Origin of the sequence: Gracilibacillus saliphilus (genome assembly GCF_010994085.1) — a bacterium.
GTDB lineage: Bacteria > Bacillota > Bacilli > Bacillales > Amphibacillaceae > Gracilibacillus > Gracilibacillus lacisalsi.
This window is the reverse complement of the sequence record NZ_WJEB01000035.1, coordinates 50,923-72,173: the sequence shown is the minus strand read 5'-3', so window position 1 is coordinate 72,173 and position 21,251 is coordinate 50,923. Positions and strand designations below refer to the sequence as shown.

General features: G+C 36.1%; 17 protein-coding genes, 2 pseudogenes and 1 other annotated feature (1 of these 20 running past the window's edge). Of the genes and pseudogenes, 12 read left to right on the top strand and 7 right to left on the bottom strand.

From position 1 onward, the window contains the following. Positions 1-134: a binding site (T-box leader), on the top strand (it extends 135 nt beyond the left edge of the window). A gap of 57 nt (positions 135-191) precedes the next feature. From GHT08_RS18155 to GHT08_RS18135, 5 genes are all read left to right on the top strand, one after another. Next, positions 192-1,853 (top strand): 2-isopropylmalate synthase, encoded by a 1,662-nt coding sequence (locus GHT08_RS18155; protein WP_163582829.1) that lies wholly within the window; start codon positions 192-194, stop codon positions 1,851-1,853. A gap of 827 nt (positions 1,854-2,680) precedes the next feature. Then, positions 2,681-3,637 (top strand): LytTR family transcriptional regulator DNA-binding domain-containing protein, encoded by a 957-nt coding sequence (locus GHT08_RS18150; protein WP_163582828.1) that lies wholly within the window; start codon positions 2,681-2,683, stop codon positions 3,635-3,637. 162 nt (positions 3,638-3,799) lie between these two features. Continuing rightward, positions 3,800-4,648, top strand: coding sequence for an ABC transporter ATP-binding protein (locus GHT08_RS18145; protein ID WP_163582827.1), 849 nt, complete (start codon positions 3,800-3,802; stop codon positions 4,646-4,648). Continuing rightward, positions 4,648-5,343 carry an ABC transporter permease gene (locus GHT08_RS18140; RefSeq protein WP_163582826.1) on the top strand — a complete coding sequence of 232 codons (696 nt, stop codon included), beginning with the start codon at positions 4,648-4,650 and terminating at the stop codon, positions 5,341-5,343. Before GHT08_RS18145 ends, GHT08_RS18140 begins: the two co-directional genes overlap by 1 nt. Before the next feature lie 126 nt (positions 5,344-5,469). Continuing rightward, positions 5,470-5,565, top strand: a complete 96-nt coding sequence (locus tag GHT08_RS18135) for a putative holin-like toxin (protein WP_163582825.1) — start codon at positions 5,470-5,472, stop codon at positions 5,563-5,565. 1,113 nt (positions 5,566-6,678) lie between these two features. Here GHT08_RS18135 and GHT08_RS18130 read toward each other — a convergent pair. From GHT08_RS18130 to GHT08_RS18105, 6 genes and pseudogenes are all read right to left on the bottom strand, one after another. Continuing rightward, complete coding sequence (locus GHT08_RS18130; RefSeq protein WP_163582824.1) at positions 6,679-6,945, bottom strand: hypothetical protein; 267 nt, start codon at positions 6,943-6,945, stop codon at positions 6,679-6,681. 11 nt (positions 6,946-6,956) lie between these two features. Continuing rightward, on the bottom strand, positions 6,957-7,349 hold the full coding sequence (locus tag GHT08_RS18125; protein WP_238343606.1) for a hypothetical protein: 393 nt from the start codon (positions 7,347-7,349) through the stop codon (positions 6,957-6,959). Between the two features lie 51 nt (positions 7,350-7,400). Continuing rightward, positions 7,401-8,609, bottom strand: coding sequence for a T7SS effector LXG polymorphic toxin (locus GHT08_RS18120; RefSeq protein ID WP_163582823.1), 1,209 nt, complete (start codon positions 8,607-8,609; stop codon positions 7,401-7,403). 347 nt (positions 8,610-8,956) lie between these two features. Beyond that, positions 8,957-9,826, bottom strand: a pseudogene (locus GHT08_RS18115) (phosphorothioated DNA-binding restriction endonuclease). Next, entirely contained in the window at positions 9,823-11,100 is a 1,278-nt protein-coding gene (locus GHT08_RS18110; protein WP_163582822.1) for a hypothetical protein, read from the bottom strand. The pseudogene GHT08_RS18115 and the gene GHT08_RS18110 overlap by 4 nt, the downstream one beginning before the upstream one ends. Then, positions 11,097-12,920: an AAA family ATPase gene (locus tag GHT08_RS18105; protein ID WP_163582821.1), complete on the bottom strand. Its 1,824-nt coding sequence runs from the start codon at positions 12,918-12,920 to the stop codon at positions 11,097-11,099. Before GHT08_RS18105 ends, GHT08_RS18110 begins: the two co-directional genes overlap by 4 nt. A gap of 197 nt (positions 12,921-13,117) precedes the next feature. On the opposite strand from GHT08_RS18105, the gene GHT08_RS18100 reads away from it, so the two are divergent. The 5 genes from GHT08_RS18100 to GHT08_RS18085 all read left to right on the top strand — a co-directional run bounded on the left by GHT08_RS18100 (position 13,118) and on the right by GHT08_RS18085 (position 17,039). Then, a complete protein-coding gene (locus GHT08_RS18100; RefSeq protein WP_163582820.1) occupies positions 13,118-13,753 on the top strand; it encodes a hypothetical protein in 636 nt (211 codons plus the stop codon). After that, positions 13,740-13,883, top strand: a complete 144-nt coding sequence (locus tag GHT08_RS22055; protein ID WP_202882536.1) for a hypothetical protein — start codon at positions 13,740-13,742, stop codon at positions 13,881-13,883. Before GHT08_RS18100 ends, GHT08_RS22055 begins: the two co-directional genes overlap by 14 nt. Beyond that, positions 13,871-14,119, top strand: a complete 249-nt coding sequence (locus GHT08_RS22625) for a nucleotidyl transferase AbiEii/AbiGii toxin family protein (RefSeq protein WP_202882535.1) — start codon at positions 13,871-13,873, stop codon at positions 14,117-14,119. Before GHT08_RS22055 ends, GHT08_RS22625 begins: the two co-directional genes overlap by 13 nt. A gap of 129 nt (positions 14,120-14,248) precedes the next feature. Then, positions 14,249-15,496, top strand: coding sequence for a DNA cytosine methyltransferase (locus GHT08_RS18090; RefSeq protein WP_202882534.1), 1,248 nt, complete (start codon positions 14,249-14,251; stop codon positions 15,494-15,496). Beyond that, entirely contained in the window at positions 15,477-17,039 is a 1,563-nt protein-coding gene (locus tag GHT08_RS18085; protein WP_163582818.1) for a DNA cytosine methyltransferase, read from the top strand. The genes GHT08_RS18090 and GHT08_RS18085 overlap by 20 nt, the downstream gene beginning before the upstream one ends. A gap of 525 nt (positions 17,040-17,564) precedes the next feature. On the opposite strand, the pseudogene GHT08_RS18080 reads toward GHT08_RS18085, so the two are convergent. Then, a pseudogene (locus GHT08_RS18080) lies at positions 17,565-19,004 on the bottom strand (DDE-type integrase/transposase/recombinase). A 167-nt stretch (positions 19,005-19,171) separates the two neighbouring features. Between GHT08_RS18080 and GHT08_RS18075 the strand changes: the two are divergent. Together GHT08_RS18075 and GHT08_RS18070 are read left to right on the top strand one after the other, a co-directional pair. After that, a complete protein-coding gene (locus tag GHT08_RS18075) occupies positions 19,172-19,849 on the top strand; it encodes a hypothetical protein (RefSeq protein ID WP_163582817.1) in 678 nt (225 codons plus the stop codon). Next, entirely contained in the window at positions 19,850-21,247 is a 1,398-nt protein-coding gene (locus tag GHT08_RS18070; protein ID WP_163582816.1) for an AAA family ATPase, read from the top strand. It begins immediately after the preceding gene. The last annotated feature ends 4 nt before the right edge of the window (positions 21,248-21,251 follow it).

Sequence of the window (21,251 nt, the reverse complement as noted above, 5' to 3'; positions counted from 1 at the left end):
TGAGGACGGAACCCCGCCGTTAAAAGGGAAGGATATAAGGCAAAGTTCGTCTGTATCTGGATAAGGGCATGATAATAGTTGATTATCATGAAATCGGGGTGGTACCGCGTAAGCATAAGTCTTTCGTCTCCATAGCAATTGCTGGAGAAGAAGGGCTTTTTTTATATTCAAATTTAAGGGAGGAATGTACAATGTTTAATCATCAAAAATACGAAAGGCAATACTTTTTGCCGCCGACTCTTACTTATGACTGGGTGAAGAAAGAAACGATAGAGAAAGCACCGACATGGTGCAGTGTGGATTTGCGGGATGGTAACCAGGCATTACCGATCCCGATGAATTTGGAAGAAAAGCTAGAGATGTTTCAACTGTTGGTAGACATCGGCTTTAAAGAAATAGAAGTGGCCTTTCCAGCTGCCTCTGAAACAGAATTTAATTTGGTGCGGACACTGATTGACAACAATATGATCCCTGACGACGTGACGATTATGGTGATCACGCAGGCGCGAGAGCACATTATCCGTAGAACGTTTGAAGCGGTTCAAGGTGCGTCTAACGCCATTATTCATCTATACAATTCGACTTCAGAAGCCCAGCGCAGACAGGTCTTTAAGAAAACCAAGGATGAGATCAAACAAATTGCTGTAGAGGGAGCCGTTTTAGTAAAAGAGCTTGCAGAGAAAACAGAAGGCAATTTTTATTTTCAATACAGTCCGGAAAGTTTCCCAGGCACAGAAGTGGATTATGCATTAGATATTTGTAATAGTGTGTTAGATATTTGGAAGCCAACACCTGAGCATCAAGCAATCATCAATATTCCGACAACAGTAGAGAATGCGATGCCACATATTTTTGCAAGTCAAATTGAATATATCCATAAAAACCTGTCTTATCGCGATGGTGTCAGGTTGTCGATTCATCCGCACAATGACCGCGGCTGTGGAGTAAGTGATGCCGAATTTGGTGTTTTGGCAGGTGCAGAGAGAGTAGAAGGAACCTTATTTGGCATAGGGGAACGTACTGGAAATGTCGATCTGATTACGTTGGCAATGAACATGTATTCTCAAGGATATGATCCAAAATTGAATTTTAATAACTTAGAAGCGATTCGAAAACAATATGAAGGTCTGACAAGAACGGCAGTATATGAACGACAGCCTTATTCCGGTGATCTTGTTTTCACAGCATTTTCTGGATCACATCAAGATGCTATCTCTAAAGGCATGAAATACCGCAAGGAAAACCAAGTGGAAAAATGGGATGTACCATATATTCCAGTGGACCCAATGGATTTGGGACGAAATTATCAAACAGATGTAATCCGTATAAACAGTCAGTCTGGTAAAGGCGGGATCGGTTATATCCTCGAAACAAATTATGGCATTAAACTCCCGTATAAAATGAATGAAGAAATGGGATATGCTACGAAAAGAGTATCAGATCAAACAAATAGAGAACTGTCGTCCGAGGAAATCTACCATGTTTTTAAAGAGCAGTATCTTGATTATTGCCCGCATTTCCAGCTAGCTGATTACCATTTTGAAAAAGGAGAGCAGCAGGAAGTCACCTTGACATTAAAACAAGCCGATCAGTACATCGAGTTACAAGGAGCAGGTACAGGAAGTTTAGATGCAGTCAGTAATGCATTAAAAACGTCCTTTCAGCTTGATTATGAATTGGAAGTGTATGAGCAACATTCCTTAGGAAAAGATTCTCTAGCAGAATCCTGTGCGCAGATCGGAATCTCACATAACGGGCAGATGTATTGGGGAGCTGGAATTGATGAGGATATTATGAAGGCATCGGTGCAAGCTTTGGTGGTTGCGGTAAATAGACTTAAGACTGCTCAGTAGATGATAAAAAAGTCGATTCTGAAACTTATAGTCAATAGGAAGATGTGTTCACAGTAGCCTTCTATAAATAATCAAGCAGTATGTTAAAAAGGTGTCTCACATTGGACACCTTTTTTGATATAAAAATTAGTATGGATCAGCCATTATGGGAAGTCAATGATACCAATAAGATGATTGAACCGCATACCATTAGGATTGACGATTTCTGGGGGAACTGTTGAGGACCTTAAGCGGATATTAACAGATTAATAGTCGACAGGTGTCAGTGGTCACATGTTAACTGTTAGTGGTAAAAAGTGTGAATTATACATTGAATAGCCGATGCAAAAACGAAATCGATGGTTTCCAAAGATCGTTTACTAAGAATTTATTGATAAATTGAAACCAATAATGTTGATTGGAAAAATAATGTTTCTTTTATCCATGATGCCATAGGTGGATCTAATTCTACTCGTTACAATGATAAGTGTTATAACTATAACTCTCATACAGGATAGGTGTTGTGCTGGTCCTTCCACATTCTTTCACTGTTTTATATTCCTCACCTTGTATTCTTTTTGATGGCAGGTAATAACAGTAAATTATACCGTATCCGTATCTAAAACGCTTCAAACTTTTCTAATTAATACTCTGAAAAACTCCTAAAAATGAAGAGATCCAAATATAATGTAAGAAATCCATTCTCTATTTTGTGTAAAAGGAGCATATTAATGTGTTCAAAACCCTCATGTCTCGTTATACTAGTATTCAATGGAATTAGAAGAATATCTCAATTATCCCATAGTAAATGAATATATGGATTTTACAGTAAAAAAGGAGTTTGCAAGATGACGAGTTTTAAATTAAATTATGAAGCTGTGAAAAGCGGAACATTACCGCCGATTTCCCTCAGCTTACATGAATCATATACCACTGCAATTTATAGTGATACTGATTTGCAGGCTGAGTTGATAGATACACTTCTCCATAATGGAGAGATCACCGTGTTTAATCGGAAGGAAGGATTATATGATCGTTTGACAGTAATGGATAATGTCACTTTCTATCATAAATGGTTCGGTTGTTCGATACCATTGCCTGAAATACTCGTAATGTTTGAATTGCAAATGTGTGCCAAAAAGCGTTTACGAAAATGCTCGCAGTCTGAAATTGCCCGTGTATACTATGCAAAATATTTTATGATGGATACACATCCGATGGTATTCCAGGAACCGATTCATGGTGTAGATATTAAGACGATTAATACCTTTATCAATATGCTTAAGAAAATAACAGACAACAAGACACCGGCACTTATTTTAGTATCTAATATCGAACATGCACTGCTGCTTAGTGATGTTGCCTATAAGTTACAGGAAAAAGGTCTGCAGAAATTAGAAGTAGATACCGGGGAGAAGGATGAGAGTATACCTGAAGCAGGATCAGCTGCTACTTTAGCAACAACAAAGCTATTCAAGATTCCTGCAAAGGTAGAGGATAAAGTCATTTTGTTCGATCCGATGGAAATTGATTATATTGAAAGCCACGAAGGTAAAGCGATGATTGTTATCAATCATGAATCATTTCCACTGGATTCGACGCTCGCAGAAATAGAAAAGAAATTAGAAGTCTATGGATTTTATCGCTGCCACCGATCGTATATTGTCAATCTGCAAAAGGTGCGTGAAATCATTACGTGGTCCAAAAATACATACTCACTCCGAATCGATAACCAAGTTAAGTCCACCATTCCGTTATCGCGGACGAAAATACAAGGTATTCAGGATATGTTTAACCTGAAATAAGTACACTTCAGCTTTTGTATCCAACCACCCGTTTTCTGTGGGATTCATTTAAGTAAAGGCAGGTACAGTTCGGTCTTCATTCGGTACATCTCGCCTTGGTATTACTGTATCCACAAGCAATCTGGTATACGATAAGCTCAGATCACTAAAGGAGGAATTCAATTGGAACATGCAATTAAAGTTACTGGGCTTAGAAAGATATTTGGTAAACATGTAGCCATTGGAAATATCAGTTTCGATGTGAAGCCAGGTGAGATTTTTGGCTTGCTGGGACCAAGTGGTTCAGGTAAAACAACCACGATAAAAATCTTAACAGGCGAACTTGGACAAACAGCAGGGGAAGTACATGTATTAAATACAAATGCTCGATCATTTGAAACGGCTGATTTTAAATCCAGAATTGGCATACTATCTGATAATAGTTCGTTGTATGAACGTCTTACCGTATATGATAACTTGAGATTGTTTTGTAAGTTGTATGATGCACCACTGGAACGAATCGACGTCATGCTGGGTGAAGTAAATTTGAAAAATGCACGCAGTAAAGTCGTATCCAAATTATCAAAAGGGATGAAGCAGCGTGTTCTTCTGGCAAAAGCACTTATTCATCAACCAGAACTCGTATTTTTAGATGAACCTACCTCTGCTTTAGACCCGGGCAATGCTGCACATATTCATCGTGGTTTGCAGAAACTGAATGAAGCAGGGACGACGATTTTTATAACGACACACGATATGGAGGAAGCAACAGAATTGTGTGATCGAGTAGCATTTTTAAACAACGGGAAAATACAGGAGCTAGGTAGCCCTGACGCTCTACGATATAAATATTCCACACATGCCTTTCATGTGGAAACATTTGATGATGAATGGCTGGTAATTGAAAATAAAAAAGAGAATGCAGGTAAAATGAGGGATCTAATTGCCAGCGGGGCAGTAAAAGCCATACACTCGGACAATCCCACACTTGGACAGATTTTTCTAAAAGTAACCGGGAAGGAGCTTGTATAATGAACACACAACGTATAGGTGCTATTTTTGAAAAAGACTTAAAAGATTTTATGAAGAATATGATGCTTTTAACCATGCCGATTATTCCTATTATACTGTCGATCATTTACAGTCGTCTAGGAGGGGATGAGGGACTGCCAATCCCGATGTTATATTTGATTGTGGGTGTCACTTTTTCGTCTGTAACAGCGAGCTCGATGATGACCATGATGGCGGAAGAAAATGAGAAAAAGACATTACGAGGTTTGATGCTGTCACCGGCCTCTTTTATGGATATTATTATCGGCAAAAGCCTTGTAGTAGGACTGATGACGCTCATAGCATTAGCAATCTCCCTGGCTTTCGTTGGTATAGATCCATTCCTGAATGTACAGGTAATTATCGGGTTACTTTTATTATTTCTGTTCTTTTTATTCTTGGGTATTGGAATTGGATTATTCACAAATTCCATTGCTGCCACGTCTGCCTATCTAATGCCGGTCATGTTTTTATTTGGATTCACTCCAATGATTGATTTTCTTGGTCTTGGAGAGGACAATATCGCCATTAAGATAGCGGAGTTCTTTCCGCTCATGCAGTTAATCAACATGCATGATACCGAATCCTGGATGTCAATTGGTGTTGTTGCAATATGGACCTTGGCTGCAGCAATTTTTACTATTATTTGTTTTAAAAAAGAAAGAACGGATGACTGATTGAAAGAGCATAGTTTATTTATAGAATAGAACTAATGTTCAGTAAGGTTGTGGTATACTAAAAAATGGATAATGTTCTTTTAGGGTAAGGTCGGCTAATCCCCGCAAGAAAGGGGGGTGATGCCTATGAGTATGTATCAAAGTTTCATGGTGCTATTTTCATTTGGCACTTTTTTGATTGCATTGCTCGCTTTGATCGTATCACTGATCAATAGAAAATAGACCTCCCTATTAACCGCCAAAGTAAGTAGGAGAGGTCTATCAACCCTTTTGATAGCCGATCCCTCTGGGGGAACCGCTTATCCATAACCCGTAGTGTCTGCTACGGGTTATATTATATGCATTTCTTACAGTTATTATAACATAGGGATCAGAAATTGTCATAATAGCTACAGTTAAACAAGGGAGTGGGTCTATTTGTTTCACTGCCTGTTGTCCATGAAACAATAGCAATTACATCTAACTTAAAAGGGTAATTTCAACTTATATATTTTAATGTCCAATTTGTGGTGGTGAAATATGTATTGGTTGATACTTCCTTTAAAAAGTGGGGTAATATTCTACATTAAAAATTAAATCATCACATTTTTATGATCAAGTGAAAAACATTGAAGAGATATTATCTCCAAAAGGCACAGGGAATATGCTTTTAGAGAAATTCAGTTAGGTGTTTTATTGAAAAATGTGCTAATAGTTTTGATGGCTATACTGGAGAAGGTAGCCAGTAACCTCCCAATTGTTCTTTCAAGAGGTCAGACCCCGATGTCTAGAAAAATTGAGAAGAATTTATTTTGTAGGCATCACCTTTCCAGATGGGCAAAACAAACACTCCTTAAAGAAGGTAGAAAAAAGCTCCAATATATACCAAGTATATATAATATCAAAAAAATAGAAATCCCCGACGAGTATAGGAATTATTTAGGGAATTCCTTCTACAATAGGGGTTCTATCTTTAACTGGGTGAACATGATTTCAAATAGAATCACACCATTGTGGGTAAGCAAGAAATCACGATAGCCATCAGGCGATGTTAACCCCTTAGACTCTTCAAATTGCTTTATTTTTCTGTATTAGACGGATCATTGAACGAACATTTAGCATCTAAAACAGTCCTTTCTATTCTTAAAATTTTCATTTGATTATTGTTATTAAGCATTTTTAAAACCGATTAATGATTTAATAATTAAGTTTCTGTTTCGGCTTATAAACGCCTCCAAAGCGATACTGTTTTATTACATATGGACTCTTTTCTTTTATTCCGATATTTCTACTCTATGTTCACGATTATATTTTATTTTCAGGTGCAAGAAACAATCGATAACTGTTGGAACAACACTACAATTTCTCAGCTAACTCCTCTGCCTGATGCATCTCTTTTAACAAAGGATTTTCATAATCACTATAGCTATCCAAATATGCCATTACTCCACCAGCAATATTTAATTGATCCTTATTCTTGTCATCTTTTAATATTTGTAATGCGTTTTTATATCTAGACAAAATGGTAGAGATTACCCCCTGTTTCATTTCGCTTTGATAATTATTTTCAATATAGTCTATAACAATTTTAATTTGAAGACATAACTCACTTTTTTTATCCATTATATACCCTCCTATTTACTTGGAACTTTTATCGTGTCTTTTATCCAATCTTTTGGCCAATTTTGAGGTAATAATATCTGATCACCGTCTCCTTGAAGTAGTGATCCTGATTTAGTATACTGCTTTTCTACTCTACCAATATTTAAAGTAGTTCCTTTTGGTACTTCGATTATTGCTTCATACTGTCTTGAATTTTTCCAATCTGGTACTAATGCCGAATTAATTTTAGCATTAATTCTGTTTCTCGCAGGTAAAGTAGTAGCAAATGCACCTTGAATTTTAGCATTTCCTCCATATGTTCTATAAAGTATTATATTTTCTTTTGTTTTTACAGTTCTGTATACTCCATCAGTAAATGATTTACTAATCCAAGGGGGTAATTTTTCCTTTTTGATAATTTTCACTGTAGTATCAATGTTAGTTGAGTAGTTTTTATCTATTTTATTTAATTTAACCTATTTTGTGTTAATATTATTGTTATTAATTTTACCATTTAATATGGTTTTATTGTTTAAAGTATTATTCAAAATTCCTCCACCAGAAATTAAGGTAGCCAAACCGAAACTGTTTAACCAATGTTCAGCAGAATAAACTTCATCTGGATTAACAGCACCGCTTATCATATCGCTAGTTCCCATCGATATATAACTCAAAAAGTTTGAAGTATTAAAACTATTTCGTGCATTTTGATATCTTGCTTCCATTCCATCATATAAATTGGCAAAGCCACTTGGTAATCCTAGTGTAAGATAGTTCACAAAATCATATCCAGAATCTAGCTTTTTCTCATTTCTTTTTTCAAGTCCATCATATATAGAGAGTCCAATTTCTTTAAAGCTGTTTAGTGATTTTGTGACAGGTTCAAATAGTTCATTGGAAGATGATTGTTTCTCGAATTTTTGCAGACCTTCTTTTTTTTCCAGATCGAGTGAACCTCTAGATTTTAATATTAACTTTCTTGTTCTCTCTTCCTTAGTGAGGAGCATCCAGTTAAAAAAGTTATTTTCCTTTGAGTCTGCAATATAAGATTTCACTTCCGGTAATGTATCTTTAAAAGTCGTTAATGAAGATGTCTTATTGCTAGTATTCTCTACTTTATTCAATAATGATTTTGTTTCTTGAAGTACACTTTGGATTTGTTGATGATCGTGACTATAAGCCGTAGAGAAAGATTCCATTCGATTAGATAACTTTTGAATGACCTGTGTACTGCTTTCTCTAGTTTCATGAAGTATGGAGGTAGAAGGTATTATGGCATTTGTCAAATCCGAAACACTTGAAATAATGCTATATACGTCTGTTGTTAGCTCTTCTAATTGTTGATGATTGTTCATTACGTCTTCTTGATGTGTTTTTAAATAAGCATCTAGGATTAAAGCTTGTTCATTAGCATCAATTTCTTCTTGAAAATCTTGGAGATGCTTAGCTACGTTCGTTTCTAATTGTTCAAAAATGCCTCTAAAAGCTTGGAGCAGGGTTTGGTGTAAAATGTTAAAGTATTGTTTCGCATCCTCTGCTGCTTTTCCTTTAAATGACTCCATATGAAGAGTTTCATTTATATTAACTTCTAATTGTTCAAGCGCTTCATAAGTAGTTTTACTTATGTTTCTAAATTCCTGATAGAAAGACCTTGCTTCAGAAACGCTTATTTTACTACTTGGCATATACCATCCTCCTACCCAAAAAGGTAATTTAATCCAATTAATTATAGCATATATTAGAGTTGCTTTGGGATAGAATAGTATTACTATCTGCTATATATAAATAATATAAAACAGGATCCAGTTAACATTTGAAAAAAAGCCGTGAAGCTAAAAAGGCCAAGAATAAGAAATTATGGATCAGAACTATAAACTGTTACAAGTATGGGACTTAATAAGTGATGACGGTCGAGGATGTAACATGCCATTAAAAAATTCATTTGACTTTATAAAAAAGTATCTCCAGAATCAGATAGCTGGAATCTGTCACTAATGTTTCTATAGCGACTCATAACCATTTCTAAATAAAGCTATAAAAAATATCCAATCTCCCCTTTATAAACTTCCTTCACATGCCAATAAATATATTCTTCTTTCGGGAAATATCTTGGTTGAACTGGCTTGTGCAGAGCTTGCTTATCATATCGCTTCACATAATCATAAAATGTCTCATTTCCAACTGCTTGGTCTGACACATGTATTTTATGATCATGCGAAATAGCAAATACCCCTCTGTCGAATAACTTATGATGCAAAGCGCATAATGCCAATCCATTTTCTTCTTTATCAGGGCCTCCAATGTTGTGCCACTTGATATGTGCTGCTTCAATACCAATCACTTGTTTATTAAGTTTCACTTGAAATCCACATATTGCACATTGATGCTGATAGGCACTTAGAACTCTTTCTCTAAATTCAGGGTTTCTTTTTCTCCGATGATAATACGTTAATTGTAAACCAACTGCTTGTAAAATCTCATTGTGTAATGTTTCAGGAAAATGCAGTTCTAATAATAGATTAGCAACTTGATCAATTAAAGCATCATCTGTTTCTAGAAGTTGATAGACTTCTGGTGTAAACCCTCCTGATAAATGGTAGTTAATTAACGCCTTATTAAATGAACTACTCCTCAGAATCAGTTTATCTAATTTCCAGATACCATCGTGTTCTAATCGAACAAAAGGCTGTTCTGGATGATAGGATTTCCCCTTTGGACCATATTCCATTAGTAATTCTACTAATTTCGGTCTAGCATTTGCGTATAAGAAACGCTTCTGACGAGTTAACTGCCATTGCCCTAATGCATATAAAATCAGTAGGGGTTTATGCGGTGCTCGTTACTCTCTTTTTTTCCAAACTGCCAAATGTGATATACGCTCTAATAATTCAGCCTTATTCACAGGTGAGACCTCCTATTACTCCTACTTAGAACCTTTACCATCCCAAAACTTCCATTATCAAATTCCACCTGATCTAAACACAACATTCCTTGAATCGTCACATCACTATTCAATAAGTACCTTCCTTTACGATCTTTTACCAAATAAAGATACTCAACCAGTTCTTCTAACCCCGTCGTTGCATACTCAACCCTTGACGTATTCTTTACTTCACCAATGGTGAGCTGCATTAATGTATTTGTTGTTTTATCATAGGTTTCGATAAGGAAATCTGGTCTTCCTCGCCATAAATGACTAGTAACATTACTTCCAAATATACGTTGTGCTAAATCTTTGGTTGCTTCTAAAGATTGAACTTTTTGCTTTAGATATGGATGCCCGGTACCTTCAATTTCACTGGTTGGTATATGAAAAATGACAGAATCAGAGCCACTTGAATCATGGTACAAGTGATGAATATGAGAATCATCCTCCCATGTCGCTACTTTATTCTGTCCACCATCCATTAGATGTAATTGACTCTTTTTCGTAGTTTGCTTAATTATCTGAATAATCCAATATAGTTCAAATAAGACATCTTGATTTTCTGGTGCAATAAAGGTTTCGCGGAGTAAAATTTCTAAATCCTCTTCGTTGAACTGACCTTTTATTATTTTGCGATAGGATAATAATAATTGGGCTGCTTCACGATATAATCTATTTCTATGATTCTGTGCTTTTTGAACGGTGCGGTCACTAACATGTGCTGAATGGACTCGTTGTAAATATATATTATGCTTAAATGCGTATTCTATATTAGATTTTAAATCTTGCCATTCTGAGAACCATGCTGCCTTTTCAAATCCCTTCAGATAGGAATCATGAAAGAGGAGTCTGTAAAGTATCCCTAGTAATTCCTTTAATACTAGATTGTCTGGTGTATCATAAGAACGAACATTTTCATTCGTTGAAAATATTGTCCGGTCTTTATAATTTCTGGCTACACGACTCTTCGTTGTTTCTGCCCAATCAATTTCTCCTCTTACTTCTCCGATATTTGTTTCTGTACGTGTAGCTGTTGTGGTTTTAAAATGCTTGAGTAAAAAAGGTAATCTTTGAACAAATTTCTTTGTTTCCTTTAATAACAGAAAACGTATCGTTAATAATTGTTGCAGATTAGAAATATTAACATTCGTTTTAGATAAAAAGGAGTTAATTCTTACATTACCTGATTTCAAATACCCATGGAGAAACCCAGAAATCTCCTCTAAAATTTCATCTTCTTTTTCACTCATTCCAGTCCACCAGCTTCAAAAAAGTCATTCACAAAGTCAGTTAGATATTCTTTATCAATGATGGCGTCTGTTTGTTCGTCAAGTTTGGTGATGAATTCATTCATTTTGTATATTGGTAACCCTTCAAACTGAGGCAACACATATAAGATAATCGCTGAAGTAAAATCATCATTTAACTGTGTATGCTTAGCAATGTCTGAAACGATAGCCGGTCCAATTTTTCGATAGTTATTAATTAATTTCCATATACTCGTTAATGTATCAACATTTGGATAGGTATCCATGTTCCAAGCATCTAAATACTGTTGAACTAAGCTCGGCGTAATATTTTTCGGTATGGTTACTGGAATAAAAGCGAAACGACGCATAAAAGCATAACTCATTTCGTATAAAGAAGCTTTATCAACCGTATTCATCGTTGCGATAATCCGCCAGTCATTAGGAATGACATAAGTATAATCATTTGTTTCAAAATCCTTTTCCTTACCTTGTGGTTTCATCACGATAGAATTACCATCTTCTGACTCAAAAGGAAGTGTTATTTCATCCCCTGTTAAAACAGAAAATAAAGAACCAAACGCTTTATCTATATCGGCTCGATTTATCTCGTCAATAATCAACCATTTATTTGCGGGCTGATTTGTAGATGTATCCTTGACACATTTCAAGAAGATTCCTTCATTAAAATGTAAGTTACCGTCTTTGTCTGGCATATATCCACCAATCGTTTCATAGGTCGACCAATTAGACGATGCGGTTACCATCGATGATTGAACTTTATACATGTCGCAAATTTTGCTCGCTAGCTTCGATTTCCCTGTGCCTGGAGGACCTGTTAGAATGATATGTTTTCCATTCTGAATGGAAGTCATTACTTGATTAAGTAGAAGATCCACATTTTCAAATACTAATCCTTCCAGTTCCTTTTCAATAGTCTCCATATTCAAAGGTCTATCAATTTCCTGCCCCTTCCATTCATTGTCCGTATTTTTGGGTGGGTCTTGTTTAGTTTTTTTCTTTTGCCAAACCTTCGCAATTTCAGGTATTCTATAAAAATCAATTTGCTTATCTGGATATTGCTCTTGAAGCTTTTCTCGGATCATTAAAAGTTGTTCATCTGTATCTTCAACGGAATCATCTGTTAGATATTCAGAATATGCTTTTACAATCTGCCCCTTATTACCCCAACTAGCAATCGATTCAAAGTATTCAGGTAGCAACAAGTGTAAAAATATATGTAGTGTTTGTACTCGCTTACCAAGTCTTTGTCGGATGTCATCCGCATGTCGTTTCAATTGCTTAGGATCACGTAATATTTCTTCTCGAATCTCTAATGAAAGTCCTTTCAGCTTTTCTACAGCTAAAAATAGAAAGGATATTTCGAAATATTTGCTCGTATTATAGAAAGTCCCGGTAGCCCCAAGTCCGTCCTTTAATGCCTCAAATACCTTTAAAGAAGGATCAAGTGTTATTCTGCCCCATGAAGCGATCATTTCCAGCTTTTCCATCTTCGTTTTATAACTAACAGATCCTTTATAAGGAAACATATAATAGATAAACATTATTTCGATCGCAAATTTATACACACTTACGGACTCATTTTCTAGCTGTTTTTTCAACTTGTCATCGAAACTGTTACCTGAAGCGTCTGGGTTTTCTATAAATATTGCTCGAAAGCGGTTCATGTTTTGTTCTGTCCAAATGTGTTCGTCGTCCCAAATAAGCGATTTATCATTTAATAGACATTCTTTCTTCCATTTTTCTGCTATGTTATAGATTATTTTTCTATCGTCTGTATGATTTTCGAAGTATATAGCCATGATTTCACCCTTTTTGTCTGAATATATGTTTGTGATATTCATAATTGTACCATTAATAAAGGACATGTTCATTTACTCAGATATATGTATGGTTTTAATAATTTTTTTCGATATGTCACGTTTGGGAAAAACAAAAATTAATTACGTTATATTATGTTGAATTAGTGCTATAATAAAGGTGTCAGGAGGGATGTAAGGTGAATAAGCTTTATGAAGTCATTATAAAAGAATATGGCTACGATGAGCCTATATTTACAAAGGAATTAAAAAAACGAATAGATATGTCAGATGAGGCCTTACGTCAAAATGTGAAAAGATTATCTGATATAGGTGATTTAATTAAAGTCAAAAACGGTATTTATTATCTCCCGAGAGCTAGTAATATATTAAAGAAACCCTGTGTAAACATAGATAAAGTAATTAGAAGGAGATATATTAAACCGATTGATAAGAATGTAATCGGCTATATTAGTGGCACTAATTTTGCGAATCAACTTGGTTTAACTTCAAAAACTGCAAGTGTGCCTACCATCGTAACAAATGAAGCAGGAAGACCTGAATACGAAGTAATGTTTGGAAAAAAGGTCGTGAAGCTAAAGAAGCCAAGAATAAGGATTAATGATCAGAATTATAAGCTGTTACAAGTATTGGACTTATTAAGTGAGTATGATCGAGTAAGTGAAATCCTATTAGAAAAAGGATCAAGCATGATAAAAAAGTATTTACAAGATTCCAATATCACCATCAGTGAATTAAATCAGCATCTAAAAAAATATCCAAGAAAAACATTGGAAAATGTAATAGAAATGGAGCTTTACAATGAACTTTCATGAAAATAAGGAAGTATTCGGGGAAGTCGTTGAAGCTGCATCAGATGAATTTAACTTACAACCTTTTCAGGTGGAAATAGATTATTATGTTTCGCTATTATTGAAAAATTTACAAGAGGTGTGCCTAATCTAGTTTTTAAGGGTGGGACCTCTCTTTCAAAGTGTTACGATGTCGTCCATCGCTTTCTTGAAGATATAGATTTGACTATTAATTTTGATGGAGATAAATTAACAAGTGGTCCATTAAGAAGACACCAAAAATCATTGATTCAATCAATTACAGAAACTATAGAAAAACTAGATTTCACTTTATTAAATGATGAGCAAAATGAACCAATACGATCTCGGCTAAAGAGACCCTACCTTTAATTTCTATAGAAGTATCAGCCTTTCGTGAACGTTTGTTTTGTATTATACTATTATTAAAAAGTTTTAAGTATAGAAGAATACTATATGTATAACTCAATTCTATATATTAGAATTAGAGGAGGAGAAATAGTGACACGAAATTTTAATTTTATAGATCTATTCGCCGGTTGTGGCGGGTTTAGTGAAGGTTTTTATATGGAAGGTTATAAAGCCTTGGCACATATTGAAATTGATCCTTATGCCTGTGAGACATTGAGAGAACGAATGCGTTATTATAATTATCCGGAGAAAGAACTGGAGAAAGCTGTTATGTGGGAGGATATGACAGATCCAACTGTGCTACCCAGATTAATGGAAGTTGTTGGTGGCCAGGAGGTTGATCTGGTGATAGGGGGGCCCCCATGTCAGTCTTTTTCTTCGCTTGGACGGGCTAAGGATCCTAATTCTATGCGGGAGGATCCCAGAAACTATTTGTTTGAAAACTATATTGATATATTAAATGCTACAATGCCTAAAATGTTTGTTTTTGAAAATGTTAAAGGCATTTTAAATGCGCAAATTAACGGCCGTCTGGTGATAGATATGATCTTTGAACGCATGAGCGAGAATTATGATATTGTTACGGATTTCAGTAGAATTTTGCTCAACTCTGTGAATTATGGTGTACCTCAAACAAGAGAGCGTGTCATTATTATTGGAGTTCGCAAAGACTTAAATATTGAACCGAATTTTATCTATGATGCGATAAAGCCTACACATTATTATCATGATCCAGATGCCATGCCAGGTTTAGAGAAGTTTGTGACTGTTGAAGAAGCAATTAAAGATCTCCCAAATCTTCAGCCAGGTGAAGGTGAAGAGCAAATAGATTTCCAACCAGAACAGTGGAACCGATATCTGGAAAAGATAAGAGGTAGAGATTTTAACTATCTATACAATCATAAAGCACGTGGCCACAATAAAGATGATATGGCCCGTTACCGGTTGATGAGTGAGAATAACTGGACCTTGGGGGAACTATATGACAATGTTCCTGAGCTGGTTCATGAGAAAAAGCGCCTCTTTAATAACAGCTATGTTGTTCAAAAATGGGATTTTCCTGGGAAAACGATTATTGCTCATTTGTATAAGGACGGTAACCAGTTTATCCATCCTGATCCAACCCAGGCCCGTACATTTACAGTACGTGAAGCGGCGAGGATTCAGTCATTTCCTGATGACTTTTTATTTGCAGGTTCCAGAACACAACAGTATAAGCAGGTTGGAAATGCAGTGCCACCACTAATGGCAAAAGCAATTGCCCAAACGTTAAAAGGGTATTTAACAGATATTGAAAGCAGTAAGGAGAAGAAAGTAGATGTTATTTCAGCATATTGATTTGATCGAAGGGAAGTCAATGAAGAAAAGACTCCTTGAGAAGATTAACTTGATGATCCGTATCATAGAAGAATATTGTCTTTTTACTGATCAAAGCTTAGAAGATGTCTCATCAGATGAAATAAAGTCATTGGATGAACTTATTGAGATCGGAATAGTTAGGACAAAGGACGATTTAGTGAAACTAAAAAAGATCATAGGAAATGATTATGATAGGTTAGTTACTATATTAAGCTATTATAGTGAACATAAAGAGGAATCAGGTTTTATTTTAAAAAAATTTTATAATTCTTATAGGACGAAACTGCAGGAAGAAGCTGCTCAAAACAATGCTGATTCTTTTTATATTGCTGATTTCTTTGCAGGTGCTGGCGGTTTAAGCCTTGGCTTTGTGCAAGAAGGATTCCAAGTTCAAATTGCCAATGAAATTGAAGAAGTGGCAGCTGAGACGTACATGTTTAATCACCCGGAAGTTGATGAAAAAAGAATCGTTCAAGGTGACATTAGAGAAATACTGGATAACCTAGAGAACTATATTGACCGGGCAGTCGATGTAGTTATTGGTGGTCCACCTTGTCAATCATTCAGTAATGCTAATAGACAGAGGATTATTGACGATCCCAGAAACGTTCTTTATAAGTACTTTGTTAAGGCAGTAGAGATTATTAAACCGAAATTTGTTGTGATGGAAAATGTGAAAGGGATGCGCAGTGTAGCTGACCAGGTAGTGGAAGATTTTCATCATATACGGATAGACATTGACGGGCGGGAAGTGGATTATGAAATGGACTATCATGTATTTAACTCTCATGATTTTTCTGTGGCTCAAGGAAGAGAGCGGTTGATATATATTGGCGTGCGGAAGGATATTAAAGAAGAGCTCGGCATTGATGCAAATCAGGTAATTAATGATATTATCGTCGGTACTATGAATAATGCGCGCTTTGTATTGAAAGATGCATTAGAACATATTAGACCGTTAAAGGCCGCTGAAGAAAAGAATATGACTGAGACTGATCATGAAGAGTACGGGAAAAAAGTAGAAATAAACCATTATTATGATTTGTCTAATGACTATTTAGACTTGATTAACGAAAAACGTAAACAGCCAATTGTCTATAATCATAAAGCCCGTTTCAATAATGAAAATGACCGTGAAATTTATCGCAGGCTCGAACAAGGTGAGGATTCCACAAGCGAGCGGGTCCAAGATATTATGCCTTATAAACATCGCAGTCATGTTTTTAAGGATAAATATTACAAACTCGTCGAAGATAGACCATCGAGAACTATTACTGCACATATGAAAATGGATTGTCATTCACATATACATCCAAAACAGGTAAGAAGCTTAACACCCAGAGAAGCTGCTCGTGTACAATCATTTCCTGATGATTACGTTTTTTTAGGTCCATTCTTGAAGACTTACATGCAGATTGGAAATGCAGTTCCACCATTGATGGCACGGGGGTTTGCTAAGGTTATTAAAGACTACTTAGAACGAGTGGAAAAAGAAAAGAAAGAACTGCAAAATACTAACTGACTTTGAATAGGGTTTGTACTTTGTGAGCCGTGGAAAGACGGAGTTACTAGGGAAATCCTCTTTTCTTTGTCAGCATTTGTATTTTTAGATACAATAAGGTACGGACACGATAAAGGAACTGTAAAAAATTCTATGAAAACTAAGTAAAATGGAAATGAAATTCCAATCATAAGGGGTGTTGCTGTAAGATATTTGAAAATCATGACGAGAATTTGTGAATAGGAAAATCAAGGCGAAAAGGTGAGGAAAGTTTAACACGCCAAATAAGCCAATGCTTTTACTACATTGACATATGAGCCTTCGCTTTCGTTGACCGCCACCCTTGACTTTGTTTGCGGTCGAGGTAGTGATTCCGTTGGCGGATGGCAAAAATATAGCCAATATGGCTCCCATCCGCACATGCAGCGTACCACGACCGATCCCTTCTAAGCTCCAATGGCTGGGGGCCCGTCCCCAACCATTGATCCCTAAGAAGGGGCACGGCAGTCAAGGGCAAGCAACTTCGCTGTGGATAAGTGGTTAGCGTTAGGCGGATGGTTGCTCTGACAAGAAAGCTTCAGCTAATGCTAGTAGCTGCACCCACTTACCAGGCATCAATAGGATATTGGCTAGTTCAGGAAGCGTCACGGGTACTTTTTGCTCCAGTGATGCATGTGGACGTAAAAAGTTAAAATAGGCCACAAATAACGCGACAAAAGATACGGATCCAGCTTCTGAATCAAATCCAGTAGTAGGGCGATAGTTGCCTTTGAAAGTGCGGCTTAAACGCTCAATGATTTGTTTTAACGGTCGATATTCTTTGGACACCGGATCTTTATTGGTTAAACCAATCACATGTGTGATATCAAAGTGGATATCATGTTGCGCAAAGTAATGCTGTGCCAAGATATAGATCGGGTTCCCATCGACCACAAAGTTTAGATCATCTGGCAACTTTTCTTTCTCGCCAAACTTTTGGAGGACTTGGTCGATCGCTTGGACGGCGACTTCCGTATCCCGGTGAGCGGACACGGGGTAAGACAAAATAATCTTTTTCACCGCATCAAAGAAAAAGACTAGATAATGCCAGCGTCCTTTGACGCGGATATAGGTCTCGTCCCCACAAAAGCTATTGGATAGCTGATAAGGATAATGATCGATAAAGGGTTTCATCCAAAGCGTCACACTGTTCATGTAATTGAGAATGGTTTGGTGGGAGATATTCACACCATGGATATCGTACATTATCGCAGCTGTTTTGCGGGCACCAATCCCATAATTAACGTAATACGTTAAGATCAACCCTAAGACGTGTGGAGAAGCATGAATCCGCGACAAATCCACTTTAGGTTGAACCGGTGATGAAACAGCCATGGCTGAAAATCAAAGCGAAAAGCCCGAAAAAGATATCGTAGTTTAAATGCTTGAGGTTCTTCTTTAAAACGGTGCTTGTGGTCAAGTTGTTTAGGTTACGTTGGTAAAACGAACAACGATTGTTCTTGCATTTGTAAATATCGCAATCTTTTCGTTCTTTGATTCTTTCTAGTGTTTTAAAGCAATGTGGGCATTTGAGGATTGCTTCTTTTCGCAAATCGATTCTTTTGGTTAAATACACAATCACACACTTTACACAATTGTTGTCCTTTGTTTCCGTTGTTGGCATAAAGGTAATCAGAAGGAGCAGCACACTTAGGGCAAGTAAGCGCCGCTGGCACCTTCACCACACTATTTTTTCTGCGAGCGACAGGCTTTAACATCTTGCCATGTTGGAGTTGATACTCCTTTAATAGTTGTTGATAATCGAGTTTTTTAGCTTTTCAATGATGGGCATCTCATCGACTTGTAATTTTCGATAAGGTTGATTGGTAGGTCATCATAAGCTGGTCGAGCAATGGCTTTACCTAATACCACACCAAGTAAAGCATAAATAATTCGTTCTTGATACTTGATATATTCAACTAAATAGGTTATAAATTGAAGTAACAAACTTGTCACATCCTTTTTAGGTATTTGTGTAGTGTGGTTACTTCATAAATACCCTATTTTGAAGGGGGTGGCAAGTTTTTTTGTATAAAAAGTTATAAAACCAAGCAAAAAAGCTATTTTCATAAGAAAAATATTGACAGTACGACGATAAACGAGGAGGAGCTTACATGAAAATCAGCAGTTTTTCCACACGATTGACTCCGACAGCTATTGGGCAGTCAGGTACTAATGACAGTTATATTTATTTTCCAAAAGAAGATGTTATTACTAATACTTTTTTTGAGAATACAACCAACCGTTCAATGACTTTTATTGATCAGAAAGACGGTACTCATCGAGCATTCAATATGACATTCGGACGTGAAAACAGACTGATTCAATTTGGACCGTTTGCAAGAGCACAAGAATTAAATCCAGGGGATGAAGTGATTCTGCAGCGAGTTGTTGATAATAATGGACAAAGCACCTACTCTTTAAATTATTTAAAGCATAAATCGATTGTGGTTCTGGAATATTTTGGCGACCAGAAGCAGTTTGTAACATGGAATCAGGATAGGTTTGACCAGTTTTTTAATAATCTCCCTTATTCATTTGAGGTGTTAACAGAAGGTGGTCAATCAGTTACACTGACAATTGAGGATAATGGACTGATTAAGAAGCGTGCTGATGCGTCCGTAGAATTTCAGTCATATCGTTTAAACGGATTACAGAATATAGAAGGTATGGATAACTTCAAAAGTAAACACAAATTAATATTAACAAAAAATAATGATGGGACTTACTATTTTGCCAGTCGACCTATAAACTGGGAGTTTAGTACAGTAGAAGTAGAAAGGGGATTATAAGTGAGATATGCATTACTTACTATTCAGTCGTTAAACAATCCTTTTACATATATTGAGGCGGAAAATACATTTCAGTTAGATATTAGAATTAATACCGATTTGAGTCGGGGAAGTTCCTCTGTCTTCAGAGCCGAATCACTTAGTGCCGGAGACAGACTTCTGGGTTTTGTAACGGCACCTATTCAGGAAATCAGATACGCGTTTAAAGTTACAGAAATAAATGGAACTGTGATAACTTTAAGTAAGGAACTAGAATCTAAGTATGGAGTCAGTTCAGAGAGAATCCATGACCTTAATCATCCTCTTTATATGTCTGTTATTCAAGGTAATCCTAACGAAGTTGGTAAGCTGTTTGAAGTAGAGGAATCCTTTTTTAATCGAGTTGAAACAGAAATGGTTGAACCTTTTCTCACTGTTGATCAAGTACGAGAAAATGGTCAAGTGTATGAAAGTCCTACAGAAGATCCGAAAGAGCACCATTTAGCTCATAATCGAATTATTTTTGGCTCCCCAGGTACTGGAAAGAGCTTTGAGCTTGAAGGCGAAAGAAAAGCTTATTTTGGCAGTAATTATGAACGGGTAACTTTTCATCCCAATTATTCGTATGGTCAATTTGTAGGAACATATAAACCTAAGCCTATAAGCGGCACGAATGATATTACTTATGAGCTAGTACCTGGTCCACTACTAAGATTACTGGCTAAAGCTCTTAAATTTGAGAATCGCAATTATGTTTTAGTTGTTGAGGAGATTAATCGTGCAAATACAGCGGCAGTGTTTGGAGATATCTTTCAATTGCTAGATCGTAATGACGATGGGGAAAGTGAATATAAAATAATGGTTTCCGAAGAAGTGAAAACTTACTTGAACGAGAAAGCACATTACACCCTTGAAAATAATGAATTATTCTTACCAGATAATTTTTATATTTGGGCTACGATGAACACAGCTGATCAAGGTGTTACTCCAATGGATAGTGCGTTTAAACGCCGATTTGATTTTGAGTACATAGGTATTGATGATAACCAAGATGAGATAGAAGGTATTACCGTAACAATTCCAACATTTGGAGCGATCGATTGGAATACTTTCCGTGTTAAGCTGAATGAATTTTTATTATCTAATGTAAGGAATATGAAAGAAGATAAATTAATTGGACCTTTCTTTATTAAAGAAGCTATTCTTAAGGATGAGCATAGGTTTAAAGAAGCATTTAAAAATAAGCTGCTTATGTATTTGTCAGAGGATGTTCTAAAAACGAACAAGTCTGTTCTTTTTAATAAGACAGCACCATCTTTCTCGAAAATTTTAGAAATTTATAAGAAGGAAAGTGCTGACGAAAGTATATTTTCAGAAGGTTTCCTGAATTTTCTGCAAATCAATACAAATCAAGAGTAGGGAT

What these genes read in the sequence shown, in the direction of transcription:
- GHT08_RS18140 (WP_163582826.1), top strand. Translation starts at nt 4,648, where the DNA reads ATGAACACACAACGTATAGGTGCTATTTTTGAAAAAGACTTAAAAGAT.
- GHT08_RS18150 (WP_163582828.1), top strand. Translation starts at nt 2,681, where the DNA reads ATGACGAGTTTTAAATTAAATTATGAAGCTGTGAAAAGCGGAACATTA.
- GHT08_RS18155 (WP_163582829.1), top strand. Translation starts at nt 192, where the DNA reads ATGTTTAATCATCAAAAATACGAAAGGCAATACTTTTTGCCGCCGACT.
- GHT08_RS18135 (WP_163582825.1), top strand. Translation starts at nt 5,470, where the DNA reads ATGAGTATGTATCAAAGTTTCATGGTGCTATTTTCATTTGGCACTTTT.
- GHT08_RS18085 (WP_163582818.1), top strand. Translation starts at nt 15,477, where the DNA reads ATGTTATTTCAGCATATTGATTTGATCGAAGGGAAGTCAATGAAGAAA.
- GHT08_RS22055 (WP_202882536.1), top strand. Translation starts at nt 13,740, where the DNA reads ATGAACTTTCATGAAAATAAGGAAGTATTCGGGGAAGTCGTTGAAGCT.
- GHT08_RS18130 (WP_163582824.1), bottom strand. Translation starts at nt 6,945, where the DNA reads ATGGATAAAAAAAGTGAGTTATGTCTTCAAATTAAAATTGTTATAGAC.
- GHT08_RS18075 (WP_163582817.1), top strand. Translation starts at nt 19,172, where the DNA reads ATGAAAATCAGCAGTTTTTCCACACGATTGACTCCGACAGCTATTGGG.
- GHT08_RS18110 (WP_163582822.1), bottom strand. Translation starts at nt 11,100, where the DNA reads ATGAGTGAAAAAGAAGATGAAATTTTAGAGGAGATTTCTGGGTTTCTC.
- GHT08_RS18120 (WP_163582823.1), bottom strand. Translation starts at nt 8,609, where the DNA reads ATGCCAAGTAGTAAAATAAGCGTTTCTGAAGCAAGGTCTTTCTATCAG.
- GHT08_RS18105 (WP_163582821.1), bottom strand. Translation starts at nt 12,920, where the DNA reads ATGGCTATATACTTCGAAAATCATACAGACGATAGAAAAATAATCTAT.